Raw genomic sequence first — 22,833 nt, forward strand, 5'->3', positions numbered from 1 at the left:
ATTTAAGTCCCGGCATCATCTGGTCCTCGGGCCCTTGGGACCGTTGCGTGGCCGCTCGCCGCCCCGACCGCCATCCGGACGCTCGCCACCCGGCTTGCCGAACGGCTTGGCTCCGCCCGGCTTGCCATAGGCCGGCTTGCCATAGGACGGCTTGAACGACGCCTTGCGCGCCTTGGCCTCAGCCGCCTTGGCGGCATCGGCTTCCGCCCTGCCCTTGCCGATCGGACGCGCGCCCGGCGCCATCCAGACATTAGCCTTGCGCTGGCCCGGCGGATCGATCGGCCGCTGCTCGCGCTCGGGCTTCTTGCCGCCGCGCGGTTTGTCACCAAAGGCGCCGCGCGGCTTGTCGCCGAAGCCTCCACGGGGCTTGTCGCCAAAATCGCCGCGCGGCTTTTCGCGAAACTCGCTGCGCGGCTTGTCCGAAAACTCGCTGCGCTCGGGTCTCGGGCCGCGTTCGCCAAAGCTCTTTTCCGGCCTCGCGCCCCTTTCGGGACTGGTCGACAGCTTGCCGAGCGCTTCGTCGCGGCTGCCTTCGCGGCGCTTGCGGTTCTTGATAAGACCGCCCTCGCCGATCGGCCGATGGTCACCCTCGCGGGTGACTTTCGGCCGTTCCGGCTCCGCGTCACGCTCTCGCCGCACCGGCTGGTTGGAAAACGGCTTGATGATCTCGGCGTCGAAATTGGCGCCGGATTCCTCGACCAGTCGCTCGCCGAGCTGGTCGCGCAAGACGCGGCCCTTGATCTCCAGCACATGGCCTTCGGCGAGATCGTCGAGCTGGAACGGTCCGTAGGAGATACGGATCAGCCGCGTCACGTCGAGGCCGAGCGATCCAAGGATGTTCTTCACTTCGCGGTTCTTGCCTTCGCGCAGGCCGATCGTCAGCCAGGCGTTGGTGCCTTGTTCACGATCGAGCGTCGCCTCGATGGCGCCGTAGAAGACGCCGTCGACGGCAATGCCTTCACGCAGGCCTGCGAGCATGCTTTCCTCGACCTTGCCATGAACGCGCACGCGGTAACGGCGCAGCCAGCCAGTGGCAGGCAGTTCGAGCACGCGCGACAGACCGCCATCATTGGTGAGCAGCAGCAGGCCTTCGGTGTTGATGTCGAGGCGGCCGATGGTCATCAGCCGTGGCAATTCGGCCGGCAGCACGTCGAACACGGTCTTGCGGCCCTCGGGGTCGCGGTTGGTGGTAACGACGCCGGCCGGCTTGTGAAACAGGAACAGGCGGGTGCGCTCGATCGGCGGGATCTCCATGCCGTCGAGATGGATGATGTCGCCCGGCATGACGTTGAAGGCCGGCGAGGTCAAAGCCCGGTTGTTGACCTTGACACGGCCCGCCGCGATCAGGTCTTCGGCGTCGCGGCGCGACGCCAGGCCGGCGCGGGCCAGCCGCTTGGCGATACGCTCGCCGGCTTCTTCAGCCTCGGCCGGACGCGGGCGCGGCTTGAAGGGGCCGCCAGATGCTTGCGGCCGGTCACCACCGAAATCGCGCTTGGGGCGATCGCTGAAGTCACGCTTGGGACGATCTCCGGCGTCGCGCTGCGGGCGATCGCCAAAATCGCGCTTTGGCCGGTCAAAACGCTTTTCGCCCTCGGCGGAAGCAGGCCGATCGCCACGCGGTGCGTAGGGCTTGCGCGGCCCTTCACGCTTTTCGAAAGGCTTGCCTTCGGGACGCGGCCCCTTGCTGAACGGCCGATCGCCGCCCTTGAAATCGCGCTTTGGCCGCTCGCCATCGGCCGCAACCGGCCGATCGCGGCGCGGTGCATAAGGCTTGCGCGGCCCCTCGCGCTTTTCATACGGCTTGCGTTCACCCTCGGCCGCCATAGGGCGATCCCCACGCGGCGCATAGGGTTTGCGCGGCCCTTCGCGCTTTTCATACGGCTTGCGCTCGCCTTCGGCTGCCATCGGCCGGTCACCGCGTGGTGCATATGGCTTGCGCGGTCCCTCGCGCTTTTCGAAGGGCTTGCCTTCGGAACGCGGACCTTTGCTGAATGGCCGGTCGCCACTTTTGAAATCGCGCTTGGGCCGCTCGCCCTCAGCCGCTGCGGGCCGGGCGCCTCGCGGTGAATAGGGTTTCTTGGCCCCGAAGGAGGGTTTGCCGCTTTTGCCGGCGGCGCCATCGCGGCGCGGCCCCGCGGCTCCAGGGCCGCTTTTGCCCGGGCCTTTGTGGCGCGGAGATTTCTTGTCGTTGTCGTCCATGTGGCCTTTGCCTTGTTGCGCTGCTACAGCGTGGCGCATCCTTTCGGACGCGCAAAGGACGCTATAGCACTTTGATTTGGCGCATGATCATTTCCGAAAATCTGTTCCGATATTCGGGTTGACGCGCTCCATAACAGGATCACCGCCAAGTGGCGAGGAGATAATCGGAATGGAAACCGCGTGAAGCGGCCGGATTTCATGGCGCTGGCGCTGAAAGAGGCGCAAGCCGCCGCCTTGCGCGGAGAAGTTCCGGTTGGCGCCGTCATCGCCAGCGGCGACACGGTGGTGGCATCCGCCGGCAACCGCACCCGCGAACTTGCCGATCCGACGGCGCATGCCGAAATGCTGGCCATCCGCGCGGCCTGCCAAACGCTCTCCAGCGAGCGGCTGACCGGCCACGACCTCTATGTGACGCTGGAACCCTGCGCCATGTGCGCAGGCGCCATTTCCTTCGCCAGGCTGCGCCGGCTCTATTTCGGCGCGGCCGACGAGAAGGGCGGCGCGGTGGTCAACGGCGTGCGCTTCTTCGCTTCGCCGACCTGCCACCATACGCCCGACATCTATCCGGGCATGGCCGAGGCCGACGCGGCGCTGCTGCTCAGGGAATTCTTTCGGGAAAGACGCGAAACGTAGAGCCTTCAGCTACCGAAGGCGACGGTTCCTACCAGGAGGGCAGCCAGTCGAAGAGCCCGCCGCTCTTGCCCTTGGCGGCCGCTTCCTTCTTGAGGCGGCGTTCCTTCTTGTATTCATCCTCGCCGAGTTCGCCCTGCGGCGCCGTGTCGGAGGCAGCCCGATAGGCCAGAGGCGGCTCGCTCAGATATCTGCGAGTGTTGGGATCGCCCTGCTTTTGCTCTGCGGTGCGGCGCTGGATCTCGGCGGCGCGGCCCTTGTCTGAATCCTTCGGCGACCAGGCCGGCGGGTGGCTTGAGCCCGAATCCGCCAGCGCCTTCTTCACGGAAGCCGGATCGGTCTGCACGTCGTCGACGATCCCCGACTGATAGGACGGGTCGTCCTGGTGGGCAGTGGCGTCGGCACGCAGGCGGGCGCGGCGCTGCTCGGGCGATTCGGGCCAATCGGTGCTCGCCGTCTCGATGCTTTCCTGTGGCGGCGGCAGCACTTCCTTCTGCCCCGGCGCCGGCTTTACCAGCTCCGGACGCGGCCTGTAGTCGATCTGTTCCTTGTGCTTGGGCGTGATCGCGAAGGCGCCGGAAAGGTCGCCCGCAAGCTGCTCGCCAGCCGTCTTGTCGGTGCCGTAGGTCGGCGAACCCATGCAGCCGGACAGAGCGAGGCCGGACACGACAAGCGGCGCCAGCAGCGCAACGCGCGCATAAGTTCTCTTGGTCATGCCAAAAAGTCCCACTCTAGACAGCCTCTCGATCGCCACCGGCCGAAGGTCCGGTCCCCATCGTCCACGCTCTTGCGACGGAATTCCGGCGACAATTTGTCTTCCGGAGTTTCGTCTGTTTAGCTGAACCACTCGTTAAGGGCAACGCGCGGGCGGTTTTCACCCGCCCGCCGTGGCATTTGTGCACCGGCTATGAGCGCTTACAAACGCCCCAGAGCCTTGAGTTCATGCAGCACGGCGGCATCGCGGGCAGACACGTCGGGGAATTCCACGTCCTGCCCGACATCGGCGGTATAGCGCCACGAACGCGCGCATTTGACCAAGCCGCGGTCCTCGGCCTTTTCGACCACCACCGCGACACCTTTGACATCGTCGAGCGCAAAGGCGCCTTCCGGCGCCTTGCCATGGGCGATGACGAGATCGCTGGTGATCGCCATCTCGGCCATGTCGACATCGGCGATCGCGGCTTCAAGCGTGGCATCGTCGAGGCTCACGACCGGCACGGCTTCCAGCGAGGCACCGATGACCTTCTGAGCGCGTGCGATCTCGAGCGCGCCGGTGACGACACGGCGGACCTGCCGCACCTTGCGCCATTTTTCCGCCAGTGCCTCGTTCTTCCACTCGGCCGGAATCTCGGGGAACTGGTCGAGATGCAGCGAGACAGCATCCGGATGACGGTCGAGCCAGGCTTCTTCCGTGGTGAAGGGCAGCATCGGCGCCAGCCATTTCACCAGGCAGTCGAAGAGGTGGCGCACCACTTGCACCGAGGCCTTGCGCTTCACGCTGCCGGGCCCCTCGCAATAGAGCGCGTCCTTCCTGATGTCGAAATAGAAGGCCGACAGCTCGACCACCATAAAGTCCAGCAAAGTGCGGGTGATGCGTTTGAACTCGAACGCGTCGTAGCCCGAGCGCACGACCTCATCGAGCTCGGCCAGCCGATGCAGCATCAGCCGCTCCAGCTCCGGCATCTTTTCGAGCGGCACTTCCTCGCCATCGTCATGGGCGAGCGTGCCCAGCATCCAGCGGATGGTGTTCCTGAGCTTGCGATAGGCATCGATGTTGGTCTGCAGCACGTTCTTGCCGAGACGCTGGTCTTCCCAATAGTCGGTCGTCACCACCCATAGCCGCAGAATGTCGGCGCCGGACTGCTTGATGACGTCCTGCGGCACGACGGTGTTGCCGAGCGATTTCGACATCTTGCGCCCCTCCTCATCCATGGTGAAGCCATGGGTGACGACGGTGTCGTAAGGTGCCCTGCCCCTGGTGCCGCAGCTTTCGAGCAGCGAGGAGTGGAACCAGCCGCGATGCTGGTCGGAGCCTTCGAGATAGACGTCGGCCGGCCATTTCAGGTCCGGACGGTCTTCCAGCGTGAAGACATGCGTCGAGCCCGAATCGAACCAGACGTCGAGGATGTCCATCACCTGCTTCCATTTAGAGGCATCGTGATTGCCGAGGAAACGCTCCTTGGCGCCGGCAGCGAACCAGGCGTCGGCGCCTTCCTTCTCGAATGCGTCCATGATGCGCTGGTTGACGGATTCGTCCTTCAGCACATTGCCGTCCTCGTCGGCAAAGACGGCGATCGGCACGCCCCAGGCGCGCTGGCGCGACAAGACCCAATCCGGGCGCTCCTCGATCATGGCGCGGATGCGGTTCTGGCCGGCCGCCGGCACGAAGCGTGTGTCGTCGATCGCCTTCAGCGCACGGCTGCGCAGCGTCGTGCCGTCGCCGAGGTCCTTGTCCATATAGACGAACCATTGCGGCGTGTTGCGGAAGATGATCGGCTTCTTCGACCGCCACGAGTGCGGATAGCTGTGCTTCAGCCGGCCGCGCGCGAACAGCGCGTTGCGCTTGATCAGTTCGTCGATGACCGCCTGGTTGGCATTGCCCTTCTTGCCGTTGTCGTCGATGACGCGCGCCGCCCCGCCTTCGCGATCCGGGCCGAAGCCTGGCGCGTCTCTGGTGAAGAAGCCGGCGTCGTCTACAGTGAAGGGGATGGCAGGGTCGATGCCACGTGCGCGCAAATCCGATGCCGCATCCATCCAGGCATCAAAGTCCTCGCGGCCATGGCCGGGCGCGGTGTGGACGAAGCCGGTGCCGGCGTCGTCGGTGACATGCTCGCCGGCCAGCATCGGCACGGCGAATTCGTAGCCGCCGCCGAGACCTTTGAAGGGATGTGAAAGTGTAAGGCTTCCAAGCTCTTCGACCGAAACGCTGCGAAGCCGATTCAAGGTGACCTTGGCCTTGGCCGAGGAGTCTTCGGCAAGCGCATCTGCAAAGATCAGCTTTTCACCGGGCTGTGGACCGAACGAATTTTCGGCTGCGGTAACTTCATAAAGGCCGTAGCCGATCCGTGACGAATAATTGACGGCACGGTTGCCGGGGATCGTCCACGGGGTTGTCGTCCAGATGACGACGTGGGCGTTGTCCAAAAGTGCAACGCTTTCCGGAACGCGCATGGACGGTGCAGCGTCTGATACAAAGTGCTCAACGCTCCAAAATCCTGACACAACTGGAAACTTCACCCAGATCGTGTCGCTCTCATAATCATGGTATTCGATCTCGGCCTCGGCCAGTGCGGTGCGCTCGACGACGCTCCACATTACCGGCTTGGAGCCGCGATAGAGCTGGCCCGACATGGCGAACTTCAACAACTCCCCGGCGATGCGCGACTCCGAGTGGAAAGCCATCGTCGTATAGGGGTTCTTGAAGTCGCCGACGACGCCGAGCCGCTGGAACTCGCCACCCTGCACCGTGATCCAGTTCGCGGCGAAGTCGCGGCATTCCTTGCGAAACTCGTTGACCGGCACCTCGTCCTTGTTCTTGCCCTTGGCGCGGTACTGTTCCTCGATCTTCCATTCGATCGGCAGGCCGTGGCAGTCCCAGCCGGGCACGTAATTGGAGTCATAGCCGCGCATCTGGAACGAGCGGGTGATGACGTCCTTAAGGATCTTGTTCAGCGCGTGGCCGATATGGATGTTGCCGTTGGCGTAGGGCGGGCCGTCATGCAGCACGTATTTTTCGCGGCCGGCGGCCGCCTCGCGCAGCTTGGCGTAAAGGTCCATATCCTGCCAGCGCTTGACCAGCAGCGGCTCTTTTTCAGGCAAGCCGGCGCGCATCGGGAAATCCGTCTGCGGCAGGTAAAGCGTCTTGGAATAGTCGATCGTTTCAACAGTGTCGGTCATTGGTCTGCCATGTGCATTGCCCGGCGGGCGTAAAAGCTCGGGCGTGAACTATCATGATTTGGAAAAAGCGCGAGGGCGCGCGCAAAACTCCCGGCGGCTCCGGCGGCGCTCAGGCCGCCCGGAACACCGGGCCTGTAATTCGTATCGTCAGCGCGCGAAGGCGCGAAAAGCTCGTCATTGCCGGGCTTTTAGCCGAGAAAGCCGCAGGAATAAAGCGTCTCTTGTTCGATTCACTTACATCGCGAAGTCGAAGCGATAGGTGGTCGAGACGCCGACCGTGAACTGGTTACGGTCGCCGCGCTCCTTGACCAGGCTGGAATCGGCGGCCGGGCCGATCAGGCGCGCATATTCGCCGAACAGGCTGGCGGTCATCGGATCGGTCACCTTCCAGGTGATGGCGCCACCAAGGCCGGTCGATTTCAGGCCGCCGCCAGGATGGTATTCGCTCAGGCCCGAGGCCGCAGCCTCCTTGGCGTTGACACCATAATAAGAGTCGAAATAGCCCGACGAGGCAAAGGACACGCGTGGTCCGCCCGAAATTCTGACAGTCGGCGTCACGTCGTAGAAAGCATCGGCGGCGATGTCGGCGACAAAGCCATCATGGGCACGAATGCCATGGCGCAGTTCGGCGCGGGCGCGCAGCCAGTCCGTCGGATAGATTTCGAAGAAGCCGCCGACCTCACCGCCCCAGCGCACCGGGTCGAGGCCCTTGAGCTCATCCTTGCTGTCGCGGGAAAACAGGAATTTTCCGGTCAGGCCGGCGCGGACGCCGCCATCGTCGACCAGCGCCAGCGAGATGTTGTCGTTGCGCGAGGTAAAGCGCGCGGCCGGGCCGGCCTTGCCCAGCGAGATGTCGGCGATGCGCTGAGCAGATAGCTGTTGGAGCCCTCGAATTTCGGCGCGACCATGCCGGTGGCGCCAAGCGTCAGATACCAGTCGCCCGAGAGCCAGCCGGAAGTACCCTCGCCCGCATTTGCCACAGTGGGCGCACCCAGCATGATCGCCGCCACAACCGCAGACATTTTCCTGACCGGACTCATGGTCACTCCACTAACACAACACAGCCGCGCCCTGCCCCAGCTTTGACGGCCGTTTGGTAAAATTTGATTTAAATCCGAGACAGAGATCGCGGCTTGCCCATTCGGAGCTGCCCGGCATCGCTGGACGGGTGCCGACGCCGGGATTAACCTCAGCGACGACGACAAGCCAGGCGATCTTTGATGCAAGTGACTTTGAGGAGATGCAGCAATGACCCTGCACGGTGATACCCTGAAAGATGCGATCGGCCGGACACGGGACAAATGGGGGTGGTTCGTCGCGCTCGGCGTGCTGCTGCTCATCTTCGGCGGCATTGCCTTCGGCAATCTGTTCATCGCCACCGTCGCCTCGGTCTATGTCGTGGGCTGGTTGATGCTGATGGCCGGCATCATCGAGATCGTGCATGCCTTCGGCGTGAAGACCTGGAGTCGCTTCTTCTATTGGCTGCTCAGCGGTCTACTTTATGCCGTTGCCGGTTTCTTTGCCTTCGACAATCCGCTGCTGGCCTCGACGGTGCTGACCTTGCTGCTGGCGGTGGCGCTGGTCGCTTCAGGCGCGCTCAGGGCCTGGGTCGGCTATAGCCACCGACCGGAAAAGGGCTGGGGCTGGGTCGTCGCGGCGGGCCTGATCAGCGTGCTGGCGGGGCTGACCATCGCCATGGGCTGGCCGGTCAACAGCCTGTGGGTGCTCGGCCTGTTCCTGGCCATCGACCTGATCTTCCAGGGCTGGAGCTTCATCGCTCTCGGACTGGCGTTGAAGAAGTAGGGGCTTGAAGAGGTAAGCGGCCGGAAGGCTCAAAAAGCGATGGCGCCGTCCAGATCCGAAAGCGGCCTGACGCCGGCCAGCAGCGCGCGCGCCTCCGCCTCGTCGCGCTTCATTTGTGCCATCAGCCCATCGAGCCCATCGAACTTCACCTCGGGACGCAAAAAGCCGAAGAACGATACGTCGCAGATCTCGCCATAGAGATCGCCGGCAAAGTCGAAGACGAAGGTTTCGAGCAGCGGCGCGCCATTGTCGTCGACAGTCGGGCGACGCCCGAAGCTGGCGACACCATCATGCAGCGTGCCGTCGGCGCGGCGAAAGCGGACGGCATAAATCCCTTCCTTCAGAGTTGTTTCCGGCGAAAGCCTCATGTTGGCTGTCGGGAAGCCGAGCGTGCGGCCGAGCTGCTGGCCGCCGATCACTTCGCTTTCGACGGTGAAGCGGTAGCCGAGCAGGCCTGCGGCCTCGGCGACCTCTCCCTCGCAGAGCAGCTCGCGGATACGGCTCGACGACACCACCTCGGCGCCCTCGTCGCGAAAGGCGTCGACCAGGGTGACGCCGAAACCATGGCGCTCGCCTGCCGCCATCAGAAACGCAGGACCGCCCTGCCGGTCCTTGCCGAAGTGAAAATCGAAGCCGGTGACGGCATGGGTGATGCCGAGGTTCGTCTCCAGCACATCGGTCACGAAAGCCTCGGCCGACAGGCCGGCAAAGGCGCGCGTGAACGGCTGTTCGACGAGTGCGGCAAAGCCCAGATGCGACAGCAGCCGCGCCTTCATCGGCGGCGGCGTCAAAACGAACAGCGGCATATCGGGCCTGAACACCTTGCGCGGATGCGGCTCGAAGCTCAGCACTAGCGCCGGCACGCCGCGCCGCCCGGCTTCGGCAAGCGCGCGATCGAGCACCGCCTGGTGGCCGCGATGGACGCCGTCGAAATTGCCGATCGCCACCACGCCGCCGCGCAAATGCGGCGGCAGCGGCGCGGATGCTGAAATGTGTTCGAAAGCTGCGCTCATGCAGCAACCCTACCGCAGTCTCGGAATGACGGCGACCGGCCGGTAGCCGTGCATTTGCAGAAAGGCTGCAAGCCTGGCAGGGTCCGGCTGCATGGCATCGCCGTAGTCGCGCGCGTGAATGCCGCCCGACACGTAAAGCACGTCGATGCCGTTGTCGGCGGCGCCCTTGACGTCGGTCATCATGCCGTCGCCGATGGCCAGCACCTCGGAGCGCTCGACGTCGCGGCCGAGAAGCACGGCAACCTCCCGCAGCGCCACGTCATAGACCGGCGCATAGGGTTTTCCGGCGATCAGCGTGCGGCCGCCAAGCTGGGCATAGTCGCGCGCCAAGGCGCCGGCGCACCAGATCATGCGCTCGCCGCGTTCGACCACGATGTCGGGATTGGCGCAGATGAAAGGCAAGTTCCTGGCGCGCAGTCGGCGCAGCAGATCGGCGTAATCCTCAGGCGTTTCCACCTCGTCGTCGAACAGCCCGGTGCAGACCACGCCGGAAGCCTCGAACTCCTCGACGAGCTCGACGTCGAGACCGTCATAGAGGGTGAAGTCGCGGTCGGCGCCGATATGGAAGACTGTTCGCGGGCCTTCGGCGATAAGGTCTCGGGTCACATCGCCCGAGGTGACCACGCGATCGTAGGCGGCAGCGGGAACGCCGATCGCATTCATCTGCGCCACCACATCGGCATTGCGGCGCGGCGAATTGGTGATCAGGACGACCGGGACCTTCGCCGCACGCGCGGCGGCGAGCGCTTCGGCAGCCGCCGGAAAATGCCATTCGCCATTGTGGATCACCCCCCAGACATCGCACAGGATGGCCGAGTAGGCGCCCGACAAATCCGCGAGCGAGCCGATGATCTCAGGCGAATCCGCCATGCCGTTTTCCTGCTGTGACGATCATTGCGAGAGCTGCAGCGACGGTCCGCCGCAACCGGCCCCGCATTAACCGAAGCGTTTCATCCTGTCACCAGCTTTTCGGCACTTGCGAGGCTGTTGCGCAACGGGCTGATCGAAGGTTGCACAGGCAGGAACCACCCTTCTCCGAGCTTCGGTCGATCGAAACAATGTCGCACCGCTGATCACCAGGGCCGAGTGGTTAACGAGCCTTGAAAAGATGGGCCGATGTTGAATGTATTTCAGCAACCTGAAATTTAACGATTTTGTGGGCATCTTCGGACCGATATTGGGGTCCTGGCAGGGGTGCTGAAGGCATGATCCGCAGATTTCTGAACGACAGACGCGGCAACTATGCCTTGATGACAGTGATCACCATGGTGCCCTTGATGGGCGCGCTGGCGCTTGCAATCGACTACACCGATCTCCTGCGCCAGAAGCAGAACATGCTGAACGCGCTGGATGCCGCCGGGATTGCCACGGCACAGCAGATCGTCACCGGGGCGACCGACACGGCAGTCAAGGCCTATGCGAAGGATTTCTTCGAAGCCAATCTCGGAAAGGTCAGCTCGGCCAATACGGCCCTGACGGTGACGCTGCCCAACAACAACGCAGGTGGCGGCACGCTGAAGCTGTGCGCCAGTTTGACGTTCCACCCCTATTTCCTGCCGGTGGCGGCCATGCTGATCGGAAGAACGTCCACCGATGCCAAAACCTCCGCGTGCTCCGAGATCCGCCTCAAGAACACGCTGGAAGTGTCTCTCGTGCTCGACAATTCCGGCTCCATGAGCATCAACGGCTCCGGCACCGGCCAGCCGCGAATAGATTTGCTCAAGAAGGCCGCTACCGAGCTTGTCAATACGATGGCGCTCCAGGCCGCACAAATGAGGCAGGTCACCAGGCCGGTGCAGTTCTCGCTGGTCCCGTTTTCCGCCTCGGTCAATGTTGGCCCAGCCAACAAGGACGCAACCTGGATGGATACGACCGGCATTTCGCCAATCCATCACGAGAACTTTGATTGGCAGTTCATGTACAAGAACGCGTCGTCTGGTTATGACTCGAATAAATACATTGAAAAGGTCGGCAGTGCTTACTGGAAGCGCGGCAGTGGCTGGGGCACCGGGCAATACGGCCAAAATACCACGGCGACGCGGTTCAGTCTCTTTGCAAACGACATGAAGGCCACGACCTGTACGAAAAAGAACTCGAACGGCAGTTGCAAGACCTCTGTGACCGCCCAATACGAAGCCTGGAAGGGCTGCGTGGAGGCGAGGCCGTATCCCTATAACGACGACGACACGTCGCCGACCACTGGCACGCCCGCCACCATGTTCGTGCCGATGTTCGCGCCGGACGAAGCTGGCAATTTCTGGACCGACACCACTCGCACCAGCACATCGACCTGGGGTTACGCCAACAATTGGTGGATCGATTATTCCGACACGCTGACTGTCACCAAACGCCAGGCGGATATGCGAAAGTATTTTCTGACAAAGCCCTGGGACGCATCGAGTACTGCGGCCGATGATGGGCCCAATTCGGCATGCACGACCGCCGCGATCACGCCGTTGCAGGACATAACCACCACCGACGGCAAGAAAATCCTGACGGATGCCATCAATGCCATGGCCCCGACGGGCAACACCAACGTGCCGGAAGGGCTGGCCTGGGGCTGGCGGACGGTGTCGAGCAACGAGCCATTCACAGAAGGCCGGCCGAACACTGAAAGGGGCAACGACAAAGTCGTCATCGTGCTGACCGACGGCGCCAACACCTACAGCATCGGCCCCACAAACGACATGACCAGCAGCTATGCTAAGGACGGATCGACCTACGCCGCCTATGGTTATACCGGCCCGAAAACGGGGGAAACCGCGACCCGCCTTTTCGTCAACACGACCGTCCCCAAGACAACTTATACGGCGGCCAACTACACAACCGCGCTTGACCAGCAGATGCAAACGCTTTGCACCAATGCGAAGAATTCGAACATTCTCTTGATGACGGTCTCGCTTGACCTGGTTACCACCAAGCCGGCGGAAAAGACTGCCATAGACGCGCTCAAGAAATGCTCCTCGGATTCGCGCTTCCGCAAGGATCCGACCGACCCGAGCAAACCGGCGAAGCTGTACTGGAACGCGACCGGCGCCACCTTGTCGCAAAGTTTCAAGGAAATCGCCGACGAACTGTCGAACCTGCGCATCGTCAGCTGATCGGCGCGATCTTTCGAACAAGGCGCTCCGCCTCGGCGGGGCGTTTTGTTGCGGCGTTGCTCACGTGTCCGTGCATTTGGTTAGCGCCTGGTGAAGCGCTATCCGCGCAATCGAGCAGTTTCCCAAACCCGTCCTTCAACGTTTTGTGAAACTGTGGCGGCATTGAAGAATCCGCAGGCGGGGCCGCTTACATCACATGCGTGAACTCTGGCGCACATTCCGGCGTGACTTCTGGCGTGACCGCCGCGGCAATTACGCTCTGATGACCGTTGTGGCGATGGTGCCACTGATGGGCGGCGTGGCAATGGCTGTCGACTACACCGGCGTGGTCAGCGAGAAGCAGAGGGTGGTCAACGCACTCGACGCCGCCAACTTCGCCACCGCGCGCCGGCTGGTGGAAGGCGCCACCGACGACCAGTTGCGGGCCTATGCGCTCGACTTCTTCAAGGCAAACCTCAACGACGTCGATCCCGCCGACACGACGCTCAGCGTTACGCTGCCCAGCAGCACGACCGGCGGCGGCATCGTCAAGCTGTGCGCCAGCCTGGTCTACAAGCCCTATTTCCTGCCGGCAGCGGCGATGCTGATCGGCAGGACGTCGGAAAACGTCACCTACTCCGTGTGTTCGCAAGTCCGGCTGAAGAACACGCTGGAAGTGGCCATGGTGCTCGACAATTCGGGGTCGATGTCGAACACGGGCACGGGTGCCGGACAAAAGCGCATCGACCTTCTCAAGCAAGCCGCCAAGCAGCTCGTCGACACGCTTGCCTTGCAGGCCGCGATGATCAAGCAGATCGACAAGCCGGTCCAGTTCAGCCTTGTGCCGTTCGCCGCCTCGGTCAATGTCGGCGCCAGCAACGACAACGCGTCGTGGATCGACGCCTACGGGCTGTCGCCCATCCACAATGAGAATTTCGCCTGGTCCACGCTTAACGCAGCCGACAAATATGCCCAGAAGATCGGCGGCATCTGGTACAAGAAAGGCACTGGCTGGGGTGAGCAGGAGGGGCAGATGCTGACCCGCTTCTCGCTCTACCGCGACATGAAGGTGGTCACCAGCCACGAGCGCATCGTCGGCAGCAAACGCGTGGTCTGCGACAAATATCGTGCCAATCATACATGCTCGGACAGCCACAACGAATACGACTACAACGACACATACGGACCGTTCGCCAGCTGGCAGGGCTGCGTCGAGGTCCGTCCCTACCCCTATAATGTCACCGACGCGCCGGCCTCCGGCGGACCGAACAACACCGGCACCGGCGTCGGCGATCCCGCGACCATGTTCGTGCCGATGTTCGCGCCAGACGAGCCGGGCAATCATTGGTACATAACGCAGGACCCCGACGAGGTGGCCCCCAAGACCTATGGCGCGGCCAACAGCTGGTGGAACGACGATCCGGCGAGCACCTCCGGCAAGACCAGGCAGTCCAACATGGCCAAGTATTTCCAGCCGCGGCCGATCAATGCTCCGGTGCTGTCGGCCGGTGCCGGTCCTAACTACAGCTGCACGACGACACCGATCACGCCGCTGACCGACGTCTCCAACACCGCCGGGCTGACCAAGATCAAGGCTGCGATCGACCTGATGGCGCCGAACGGCTTCACCAATGTGCCGGAGGGCATGGCCTGGGGCTGGCGCACCGTCTCCAGCACGGAGCCTTTCACAGGAGGACGTCCTGAGACGGAGCGCGGCAACGACAAGGTGGTCATCGTGCTCACCGACGGCGAGAACACCTACGCGGTGCCCAGCAGCGATCCCGCCGGCAACAAGTCGACCTATGCCGCCTATGGCTATACCGGCGTCGGCTACAACGGCACTGCGGTCACCCGCCTGTTCGGCGGCACGTCGAGCGCCATCGGCCAGCTCAACTATTCGTCGAGCAACTACACCGCCGCCCTCAACGAGCAGATGGCGACGCTGTGCAACAACGCCAAGGCGGCCAACATCATGGTGATGACGGTGGCGCTCGATATGTCGACGACCGACGCCGGCGACAAGAGCGCGATGGAGGCACTGAAGGTGTGCTCGTCGGACTCGCGCTTCCGCAAGGATCCGGCCGACCCGAGCAAGCCTGCAAAACTGTTCTGGAACGCGACCGGCGCCACGCTGTCCGACAATTTCAAGGAAATCGCCAACGAGCTCTCGAACCTGCGCGTGGTGAGCTGAGGGTTGAAGCTGCTGATCTTCCCCCACCTTGCGGGGGAAATTGGCGGCTTCGCCGCTTTCGCCAATTTTCGACGCTGGCGCAAAGGCTCCGGCCATCATGCTCTTGCGGTGAGGTCAAAACGCGTGGTGGGTATCGTCACCGCTTCCCGGAGATTGCCAGTGCCCGAAACCGCCAACCATCTCGCCTTCGCGCTGGTCTGCCTGGGCATGGTGCTGACGCCCGGGCCGAACATGATCTACCTGATCTCGCGCTCGCTGTCGCAAGGCCCGAAGGCCGGGCTGATCTCGCTCGGCGGCGTGGCGGCCGGCTTTCTGTTCTATGTCGTATCGGCAGCGCTGGGCATCACCGCGCTGCTGCTTGCCGTGCCGTTTGCCTATGACGCACTGCGCATTGCCGGCGCGCTCTATCTGCTATGGCTCGCCTGGCAAGCGGTGCGGCCCGGCGGGCGCTCACCATTCCAGGTGCGCGAACTGCCGAAGGACAGGCCGCGCAAGCTGTTCGCGATGGGCCTGATGACCAATCTCCTCAATCCCAAGGTGGCGGTGCTTTATCTGTCGCTGCTGCCGCAGTTCATCTCGCTGGGCAACGGCCATGTGCTGTCGCAGCTTCTGGTGCTCGGCGCCACGCAGATCTCGATCAGCCTGACCGCCAATGCCATCATCGCGGTAACGGCCGGTTCGATCGCCACCTTCCTTGCCGGACGGCCGCTATGGATGGTCATCCAGCGCTGGATGATGGGCACGGTGCTCGCCGCGCTGGCGCTTAAAATGGCGACCGACGCGCAACGCTGATCGGACGCAGCGCGCCGAGACTACATCGGCCGCCGACCTTCCCATTCGAATCGGCCGGCCGAACCTGCACGGAGGCCAGCGATTGAGATTTTCGCAGCCCTGCCCGGCAAAAGCCATGATCGCGGCTAAGTCAGGCAGGCATGACAATGATCTGCACCACCAATCATCCGCTCGCGCAAACCCGCTCTGGCGCAGCAAGTCCAAAACCAAACAGGCGCCTGCTGCTGATCGGCCTTGCAGCCATGGCCGGCCTCGCTGCTTGCAGTACGGTCTCGGTGCCGACCGGCGAAGGCGCCGGTGTGTCGTCCTCGGCCACCGCGACGCTGGCCGGCATCCGAGCTTCGGCCGGACTGCCGGCGCTGGTGCCGGACGCCCAGCTCGAGCAGGCCGCTCGGCAGCAGGCCGGCTATATGGCCTCACGCGAACGCATGAGCCACACGACGGGCTGGGGAAAGGATTTCGCGTCGCGGATGAAGGACAATGGGGTGCGGGGCGCCGCCGCCGAGAACATCGCCGAGGGCCGCTTCGACCAGCAGAAACTGTTCGACATCTGGATGCATTCGGCTGGCCACCGCCGCAACATGCTCGATCCGGATTTCAGCCGCTTCGGCCTCGCCTATGTACGCGACGGACGCGACAGCGCCATCCGCTACTGGAGCCTGGTGCTCGGAAAATAGCAGCCAGCGGTTACGGCGCGAGCCAGCCGTCAGCCTTTCGCGATCAGCTCGCCGATATCCCCAGCCGACAGGGGTTTGCTGAAATAATTGCCCTGCACCTCGTCACAATTGTTCTTGCGCAGGAAGGCGACCTGGTCTTCCGTTTCGACACCTTCGGCCAGCACCCGAAGGTTCAACTTCTGCCCCAGGGAAATCACGGCGCCAGTGACCGCTTGATCGTTCTCGTCGGTCGCGAGATCGTTGATGAAGGACTTGTCGATCTTCAGCCGCGCCACCGGAAACGTCTTGAGGGCGCTGAGACTGGAATAGCCTGTTCCGAAATCGTCGATCGATATCTGCACGTCGAGCTTTTGCAGTCCGTTCATCGTTGCGACCGCCAGCTCGAAATCCTGCATGATCAGGCTTTCCGTCACTTCGAGCTCGAGATACCTCGCCTCCAGGCCGCTTTCCTTCAATGCGTTGACGACGCGGTCGATCAGGTTCTTCTCCCGGAACTGCCGCGCCGACACGTTGACGCAGACGGTTATGGGCGACAGACCGGCGCGCTGCCAGGCTTTGTTCTGCCGGCAGGCTTCGTGCAGGATCCAGTCGCCGAGCGGCACGATCAGCCCGGTCTCCTCGGCGGTCGGGATGAACATCGCCGGCGAAACCAGGCCTCGCGTCGGGTGGTTCCAGCGCACCAGCGCTTCGACGGCGAAAACCTGCCCCGATCGCAGATCCACCTGTGGCTGATAGTGCAGAGCGAATTCCGACCGGGCGAGCGCGTTTCGCAATTCCTCCTGAAGCAGGAATTTTTCATGTGCCGTTGAGTTGAACTCCGGGGCATAGAACTGGAAATTGTCGCGGCCGAATTCCTTGGCGCGATACATGGCGGCGTCGGCATTGGCCAACAGCGTATCCGGGCTGGTCCCGTCCTTCGGGTAATTTGCGATGCCGATGCTGGCCGTCGTTCTCAGCCGATGCTCTCCGACAAGAACCGGTTCCGCGATCGCATCCCTGATCGTCTGCAGGGTTTCCGACACCACATCGACATTGGTGGTTTGGTCGAACAGGACGATGACAAATTCGTCGCCGCCAAGCCGCACGACGGTGTCGGTGGCCTTCACGCATCCAACCAAACGGCTGGCGACGGTCTTGAGGAGTTCGTCGCCGGCATTGTGGCCAAACGTATCGTTCACCAGTTTGAAATTGTCGAGATCGATGAACACCACCGTCATCCAGCGATTGTATCGCTGCGCGTAGAGGACCGCCTGGGAAAGCCGATCCTCCAGCAAAGCGCGATTGGGCAGGCCGGTCAGCGCATCATGGTTGGCCATGAAGTGGATCTGGTCTTCCGCCAATTTGCGCTCGATCGCGATGCCGGCAATGTGTGTGGTGAATTCGATCAGGCGGGTCTCGGCATGGGTGGGTTCGCGCACGGTCATCGAATACATGGCAAAGGCGCCCAACACGACGCCCCGATGCGACAGGATCGGGGTTGACCAGCACGAACGATAGCCATGGGGTGCCGCCAGTTCGCGGTAATTGTCCCAAAGCGGATCCTGCAGAATATCGGTAACAATGACCGGTTCCCGCCGGTAGATGGCGGTTCCGCAGGATCCCACCTTGGGACCGATGGCCGCCCCATCGATGGCGCTCGTATAGGCTTTCGCCAGGCCCGGCGCCGCACCGTGACGCAAATGAATGCCGTCCTTGTCGAGCAGCAGGACGGAACCGAATATCCCCTTCAACTGAGCCTCGACGAAGCGCATGAGGCGGTCGAGCACGTCCTCCAGCGGCGCGCTCGTGGCAATCATTTCGAGGATCTGCGCCTGCCCGCTGCGAAGGACATCCGCCTGCTTGCGGGCGGTGATGTCGTGGGCAGTGCCAACCAGGCCGAAGATTTCATTTTGGCGATTGCGCAACGGCACCTTCGTCGACGAAAGCCATTTGCCGTTCCCCGACGCATCGACGACAAACTCTTCCGCGTCGATCACTGGTTGTCCGCTCTTGAGCAGGCGCTGCTCGACCAGGCGAAATTTCCGCGCAACTTCCGGGGGGTGGAGATCAAAATCGGTCAATCCGATCATGTCGCTGGTCTTGTTGCGGCCGCTATCGGTCGCAAGGGCGCTGTTGACCACGACGAAACGGCTTTGCGTATCCTTGACCCAGAGATAATCGGGCACCCAGTCGATCAGCGCCTGCAGCGAAATGCGCTCGTCGACGATCTGCCGATTGGCGAGGAGTTCAGTGATGTCCTCATGCGTGGCGATCCAACTGCCATCGGGCATGGGCTGGTTACGGATCTGGATTGTGCGACCATCGACAAGTTTGGCGGTCCAGAGCCGCGAAGCCTTGCCCGAATTGATCGAGCGAGCCGTTGCGAGATAGGTGTCGGCGGCCGTCGCCGCCGTGCCGGCGGTGACGCGGCGTTCCACTATTTCGCTCAGTGTCACGCCAGGCCGCAATTCCTCGGGCGCAATGCGGTAGATTTCCGCATAGCGCCGGTTGCTCAAGATCAGCCGTTCATCGGCATCGAAAAAGCAGATGCCTTGCGAAATATTCTCGATCGCAGTCTCGAAGCGCAGGGTCTGCCCTTCGAGACCCGCAATGGTCGTGCGAAGTTCTCCCTCGAGCGTATCGTAGGAGACATCAGCCAGTCTTGCCAATGCGGCTACGCCCACCGGCCCGCGCGCCCCGACGGATCTTCTGGATGACTTCGTGACCAAACAGACCTCCTCCGGTTTGGCACCTGAAACAAGAAAGGGCCTCTGTCGCGCCAGACGAAAGTCGACTGACAATGTTACAGATGTGCTAATTCAAGATGAACTGTAACGGAATTGGATGCGTCAGCAACCAGATACCAAAGGTGCAAATGTCATTCCAAATCAACTTCCAACGGCTCATTATCGATATTTTTTTGCACACGCGGGTTTTGACGATCATCCGAGCAACAAATCATCAGGGGCAACCAGCTTGCTGCCAGCGACCGGCGCCCGCCTCAATCCATATGCGCGGCAGGAGCGGCCGCGCCGGCCGGAGCGGTCTTCGGCTTGCGCAGCAGGAAGACAAACGGAATGGCAACCAGCGTCATCACCATCAGCAGTTTGAAGTCGTTGACGTAGGAGATCATCATCGCCTGGATGTTGACCATGCGGTCCACCTGCGAAAGTGCCGTCGGATCGCCGCCTGCTGCCGCCGGCGAGGCCGCCCACAAATTGGGGTTGAACGGGTTGATGAAAGCCGACAGTTCGGTGTGATTGACCTGCGTGTTGCGCACCATGAGAACCGTCACCACCGACACGCCGATCGACGAACCGAGATTTCGAACCAGGCTGAACAGGGCCGTGGCGTCGGTGCGGAAGCGCACGTCGAGCGTGGCGAAGGCCACCGTCGACAGCGGCACGAACACCATGCCCATGCCCAGGCCCTGGATGACGCCGGAGCTGAGGATCAGCCAATCGTCCATCTGCGGCGTGAAGGAGGACATGGTGTAGAGCGACTGCGCGGTGAGCAGAAAGCCGATGACGACGAGGATCCGGGCGTCGATCCTGCTCATGAGCCGCCCAACGACAAGCATCGAAATCATCGTGCCGACACCGCGCGGCCCCAGGACGACGCCGATGGTGACGGTCGGATAGCCGAAGATGGTCGACAGCATCGGCGGCAGCAGCGACATCGAGGCCAGGATCAGCACGCCCATGACGAAGATGAAGGCCAGACCGGTGACGAAATTGCGGTCGAGGAAGATCTTGGGGTCGATGAAAGGCCGTTCCGCCGTCAGTGTATGGATGATGAAAACCCAGAAGCCGGTGATCGAAAGAGCAAGCTCGATCCAGATTTCGACCGAGGAAAACCAGTCGACCTCGCCGCCGCGGTCGAGCAGCAGCTGCAGCGCGCCGACGCCGAGCGAAATCATGGCGAAACCGAAGAAATCGAAGCTGCGGATCCGCCGGGCAACGACCGGCAAATAGGCTGCCATGCCGAGGAAGGCGATGATGCCGACCGGCAAATTGATGAAGAACACCCAGCGCCAGTTGAAATTCTCGGTCAGCCAACCGCCCAGCGTCGGACCCAGGATCGGCCCCAGCATGATGCCGGCGCCCCAGATGGCCATCGCCTGGCCGTGGCGTTCCCTGGGGTTGATGTCGAGCAGGAAGGTCTGCGACAGCGGCACGATGGCTGCGCCGAACACGCCCTGCATCAGCCGGAAGAACACTATGCTCTCCAGGCTCCAGGCAATACCGCACAGCATCGAGAACACGGTGAAGCCGACAACTGCCGCCAGGAACAGTTCCTTGCGGCCGAAGCGGTCGGCCAGCCAGCCGGTCACCGGCGTCATGATGGCGGCGGCAACGATGTAGGAGGTCAACACCCAGTTGATGTTGTCGGGCGAGGCGCCGAGGTCGCCGGTCATGGTCGGCAGCGCGACATTGGCGATCGTGGTGTCGAGCGCCTGCATGACCGTCGCCAGCATCAGCGCCACTGTGATCAGGCCGCGATGCGGCACTTCCTTGAAAGTTTCTGGTGTGGTCATCATGCGGAACTTCCGACAGGTAACAAAAACGTGTACACTAGGTTTCCGGGCGGCGAGGCCTTCTCTGGTGAAGAGACCCTCATCGCGGTGGGACGCGATCTATCGATGTGGGGGTTACATCGATCGAAGGTCTCGACACATCAGGCGCTTGCCGCCCGGAAATCCAAGGTCCGAAGGATGGGCGCCGAGATGGTCCAGGTTCTGGGCAGGCCGCGATGCGGCCCGGTCCAATCCACCCCTCGTTCACCCTGCCGTCGGACCGATCCTGTCATCTCAACTTCACCTCGCCTGCGGCGGGCGTTCTGCCGGGCCGTGATCCTGCTTTTCGAGATCACGGTCCATTCACAGTCTATTGTGCTTCGCCTGCGGTGGCGTGGCCGAAGATAGTGGGGAACCCGCGAGCAACGCCGGTATCCACCGTAACCGAGGCGCTCATGCCGGTGCGCAGCGCCATTTTGGCGTCGGCATCGGTCAGCTCCAGGCGCACCGGAATGCGCTGCGTGACCTTGACCCAGTTGCCGGTGGCGTTTTGAGCTGGCAGCAGCGAAAACTCCGCGCCGGTGCCGGCGCCGATCGCCTTGACGGTGGCCTCGAAAGTTCTGCCCGGATAGGTGTCGACGACGATCTCGGCCTTCTGGCCAGGCTTCATGTGGGTAAGCTGGGTTTCCTTGAAATTGGCATCGATCCAGGTGTCGCCGGTCTCGACCAACGCAAACAGCGGCGTGCCGGAACCGACATACTGGCCGACCTTGAACGAGGAGGCCTGGCTGATGACGCCGTCGGCCGGCGCCTTGACCGTGGTCTGCGCCAGATCGTAGGCGGCCTTGTCGCGCGCGGCGAGTGCGGCCATCACCGTCGGATGCTTGTCGGTCTCGATATCGGGATTGCCGGCGAGAGCCGCCTTGGCGCTGACGATGCCTTGCTCGGCAACGGCCAGTTGCTGCCTGGCCTTGTCGAGATCGTTCTTGGCCTCGTCCAGCGACGATTTGGCGTTGATGCCCTTCTGGGCAAGGTCGGCGGCGCGGTCATACTGCGACTGCGCGTAGTCGACCTGGCTGGCATCGGACTTTTCCTGCGCCAGTGCCTGGCTGTAGGCGGCGCGCAGCTGTTCGATTCCGACGCGTGCGACTGCGACCGCCGCGTCGGCCTGGGCTAACGCGATCCGGTAGGGCTCGGGGTCGACGGCAAACAGCACATCGCCCTGCTTGACCTGCTGATTGTCCGAGATGCCGACCTGAACGATGCGGCCGGCCGTGTCCGAGGCGATCGACACCTTGGCCTGCTGCAAATTGGCGTTCTCGGTTTCCTGATAGCGGCCGCCGGTCACCCAGACATAACCGCCACCAATGGCCAGCGCGGCCGGCAGGGCGACCATCAGCAGCAAGCGGCCGATGCGGCGCTTCTTGACCGGAGCCGGAGCGGGTTGAACCGGGGGAGCCACCGCGACAGGTGCTGCGGCCGGCTGTGCAGGCGCTTCGGCAGCCGGCTGTGCAGGCGCTTCGGCAGCCGGCTGTGCCGGCGTCTCGATCTTGGTAACATTCTCGTCTAGTTTGGCTGCCGCGTTCATGCTGCTGCCCCTTCCGTACTCTTCAAGGACGACGTCTCGCCGTCCGCCAGGTTTTGCACGATGGTGTCCAGCGCCCGGATCAGGACGCGGCGGTCGTCCGGCGAAACGCCGACCAGCGATTCCTCATAAACTTCGCCCGCAAGGCTTTTGACCTCGGCATAGGCCGCGTTCGCCTTGGCTGTCGGGAAGATCATGCGCACGCGCCTGTCAGTTGCATCGGAGCGCCGTTCGATCCAGCCGCCCTCCTCCATCCGGTCGACGAGGCGTGAAACGCTGATCGGCTCGATTTCGAGAAGTTCGGCGAGGCGAGCCTGGGCGACGCCGGCCTCCTTGGCGACGCGAACCAGAAGCCGCCATTGTGCCGAGGAAAGGCCAAGACCGCTGGCGCGCGCCTCGAAGCGCTTGCGCATAAGGCGCTGCACGTCGTGGATCAAAAAGCCCAATCTATCTATGCCGTCGGAAACCATG

Annotated in this window: 15 protein-coding genes and 1 pseudogene; 6 read left to right on the top strand and 10 right to left on the bottom strand. The window is 62.9% G+C overall.

The genetic code is table 11. The features are described 5' to 3' along the window. Positions 1–15 precede the first annotated feature (15 nt). Positions 16–2,199 carry a pseudouridine synthase gene (locus X750_RS148535; RefSeq protein ID WP_023705740.1) on the bottom strand — a complete coding sequence of 728 codons (2,184 nt, stop codon included), beginning with the start codon at positions 2,197–2,199 and terminating at the stop codon, positions 16–18. A gap of 180 nt (positions 2,200–2,379) precedes the next feature. On the opposite strand from X750_RS148535, the gene X750_RS148530 reads away from it, so the two are divergent. Then, on the top strand, positions 2,380–2,832 hold the full coding sequence (locus X750_RS148530; RefSeq protein WP_023694762.1) for a nucleoside deaminase: 453 nt from the start codon (positions 2,380–2,382) through the stop codon (positions 2,830–2,832). Between the two features lie 28 nt (positions 2,833–2,860). Here the strand turns inward: X750_RS148530 and X750_RS148525 are convergent, their stop codons facing one another. The 3 genes and pseudogenes from X750_RS148525 to X750_RS01000000163070 all read right to left on the bottom strand — a co-directional run bounded on the left by X750_RS148525 (position 2,861) and on the right by X750_RS01000000163070 (position 7,766). Then, on the bottom strand, positions 2,861–3,544 hold the full coding sequence (locus X750_RS148525) for a hypothetical protein (RefSeq protein WP_023705739.1): 684 nt from the start codon (positions 3,542–3,544) through the stop codon (positions 2,861–2,863). 200 nt (positions 3,545–3,744) lie between these two features. Beyond that, the gene (ileS, locus tag X750_RS148520; RefSeq protein WP_023747745.1) at positions 3,745–6,726 is read right to left on the bottom strand and encodes an isoleucine--tRNA ligase; all 2,982 of its coding nucleotides are present in this window, start codon (positions 6,724–6,726) and stop codon (positions 3,745–3,747) included. Between the two features lie 234 nt (positions 6,727–6,960). Next, positions 6,961–7,766, bottom strand: a pseudogene (locus X750_RS01000000163070) (MipA/OmpV family protein). Between the two features lie 208 nt (positions 7,767–7,974). Between X750_RS01000000163070 and X750_RS148515 the strand changes: the two are divergent. Continuing rightward, complete coding sequence (locus tag X750_RS148515) at positions 7,975–8,529, top strand: HdeD family acid-resistance protein (RefSeq protein ID WP_023671535.1); 555 nt, start codon at positions 7,975–7,977, stop codon at positions 8,527–8,529. A gap of 29 nt (positions 8,530–8,558) precedes the next feature. Here the strand turns inward: X750_RS148515 and X750_RS148510 are convergent, their stop codons facing one another. Then, the gene (locus X750_RS148510; RefSeq protein WP_023747746.1) at positions 8,559–9,542 is read right to left on the bottom strand and encodes a bifunctional riboflavin kinase/FAD synthetase; all 984 of its coding nucleotides are present in this window, start codon (positions 9,540–9,542) and stop codon (positions 8,559–8,561) included. A 9-nt stretch (positions 9,543–9,551) separates the two neighbouring features. Beyond that, positions 9,552–10,412 carry a TIGR01459 family HAD-type hydrolase gene (locus X750_RS148505; protein ID WP_023747747.1) on the bottom strand — a complete coding sequence of 287 codons (861 nt, stop codon included), beginning with the start codon at positions 10,410–10,412 and terminating at the stop codon, positions 9,552–9,554. 335 nt (positions 10,413–10,747) lie between these two features. Between X750_RS148505 and X750_RS148500 the strand changes: the two genes are divergently transcribed. The 4 genes from X750_RS148500 (at position 10,748) to X750_RS148485 (ending at position 16,282) form a co-directional block, all read left to right on the top strand. Next, positions 10,748–12,643 (top strand): pilus assembly protein, encoded by a 1,896-nt coding sequence (locus X750_RS148500; RefSeq protein WP_023739211.1) that lies wholly within the window; start codon positions 10,748–10,750, stop codon positions 12,641–12,643. A 196-nt stretch (positions 12,644–12,839) separates the two neighbouring features. Further along, entirely contained in the window at positions 12,840–14,813 is a 1,974-nt protein-coding gene (locus X750_RS148495; RefSeq protein WP_023724810.1) for a TadE/TadG family type IV pilus assembly protein, read from the top strand. A gap of 159 nt (positions 14,814–14,972) precedes the next feature. Then, positions 14,973–15,605, top strand: a complete 633-nt coding sequence (locus tag X750_RS148490) for a LysE family translocator (protein ID WP_023671530.1) — start codon at positions 14,973–14,975, stop codon at positions 15,603–15,605. Positions 15,606–15,745: 140 nt separating this feature from the next. Then, on the top strand, positions 15,746–16,282 hold the full coding sequence (locus tag X750_RS148485) for a CAP domain-containing protein (protein ID WP_023682979.1): 537 nt from the start codon (positions 15,746–15,748) through the stop codon (positions 16,280–16,282). A 29-nt stretch (positions 16,283–16,311) separates the two neighbouring features. Here X750_RS148485 and X750_RS0132950 read toward each other — a convergent pair whose 3' ends face one another. The 4 genes from X750_RS0132950 to X750_RS148470 form a co-directional block, all read right to left on the bottom strand. Next, positions 16,312–18,930, bottom strand: coding sequence for an EAL domain-containing protein (locus tag X750_RS0132950; RefSeq protein ID WP_023708516.1), 2,619 nt, complete (start codon positions 18,928–18,930; stop codon positions 16,312–16,314). A gap of 332 nt (positions 18,931–19,262) precedes the next feature. Then, positions 19,263–20,798, bottom strand: a complete 1,536-nt coding sequence (locus tag X750_RS148480; protein ID WP_023709707.1) for a DHA2 family efflux MFS transporter permease subunit — start codon at positions 20,796–20,798, stop codon at positions 19,263–19,265. A gap of 349 nt (positions 20,799–21,147) precedes the next feature. After that, entirely contained in the window at positions 21,148–22,365 is a 1,218-nt protein-coding gene (locus tag X750_RS148475) for an HlyD family secretion protein (protein ID WP_023747748.1), read from the bottom strand. Next, positions 22,362–22,832 (bottom strand): MarR family transcriptional regulator, encoded by a 471-nt coding sequence (locus tag X750_RS148470; RefSeq protein WP_023705728.1) that lies wholly within the window; start codon positions 22,830–22,832, stop codon positions 22,362–22,364. Before X750_RS148470 ends, X750_RS148475 begins: the two co-directional genes overlap by 4 nt. Position 22,833 lies beyond the last annotated feature (1 nt).

This window comes from Mesorhizobium sp. LNJC391B00, assembly GCF_000502535.1.
Lineage (GTDB): Bacteria > Pseudomonadota > Alphaproteobacteria > Rhizobiales > Rhizobiaceae > Mesorhizobium.